This is a genomic window from Methanobacterium sp. (assembly GCA_030017655.1).
Lineage (GTDB): Archaea > Methanobacteriota > Methanobacteria > Methanobacteriales > Methanobacteriaceae > Methanobacterium_D.
Genome location: JASEIM010000065.1, coordinates 1 through 766, shown reverse-complemented (window position 1 = coordinate 766; position 766 = coordinate 1). Strand labels below are relative to the sequence as shown.

The following is a 766-nucleotide window of genomic DNA, read 5'->3' as shown; positions in this document are numbered from 1 at the left end:
TTTTTTTAATTATGGTTCGGAAAAATAAAATTTTCCTCAACCTCGAAAATTTTTTTATTTTTATGGCCCTCGAAAGCTTATTTTCGGGCCTCCAAATCTTGAAAAATGCTATGCATTTTTTGTAGTTTTGATTTGCTATGGGGAAAATTATTTTCCTCCTGCTTCGAAAATCATGTATTTTCGAAATTTTGGAAATATAATTTCCTTAACTCTATCCTTTTGTAGTTTATCAGTGGGTTAGAGGTTCTATAAATAATTTTCGTATTTAATTATAATACATAGTGTGTATAGAAATTAAGATTATTTATTAACAGTTATTTCATTAATAAACAAATTATTGCTGTATTTGCTCTAAATAATCCATTATGGGTGAAAATTATTTTAAATTCATACAAAAATTTCATTAATCATCCAGTTCATATTCAAATTCAAAGAATGACTCTCCGCTTATTTCACTTCCTTTTAGATGTTCCATTTCATGTGAAACTCCATAAGCACTGGATCCGGTGAATTCAAATGGTCCTTCAAGTTCTTTTAATGATATTTTTTTTGTTAATGGGTTTAATGATGCTTTTATTGAATATTCAGCATCTATGATTATATTAAATGGCCTTTTTACGATCTCTCGTTCCTTTTTATTCCCACACTTTTCCAGTCGATATACTGTTCCATTCTGACTTAAAATAACTGGATTTAAAAAAAGAGTTATATTTTCCAGAGTATATCCTATCTTTTTTTCTTCATCATAACGTGTTATTTTCTCTTT

At 27.7% G+C, this 766-nt stretch carries 1 protein-coding gene; it reads right to left on the bottom strand.

All coding sequences use genetic code 11. The features are described 5' to 3' along the window. Nucleotides 1–403 precede the first annotated feature (403 nt). Nucleotides 404–766: hypothetical protein (locus tag QMD61_11630; protein MDI6725284.1), on the bottom strand; the 363-nt coding region annotated here is incomplete at its 5' end.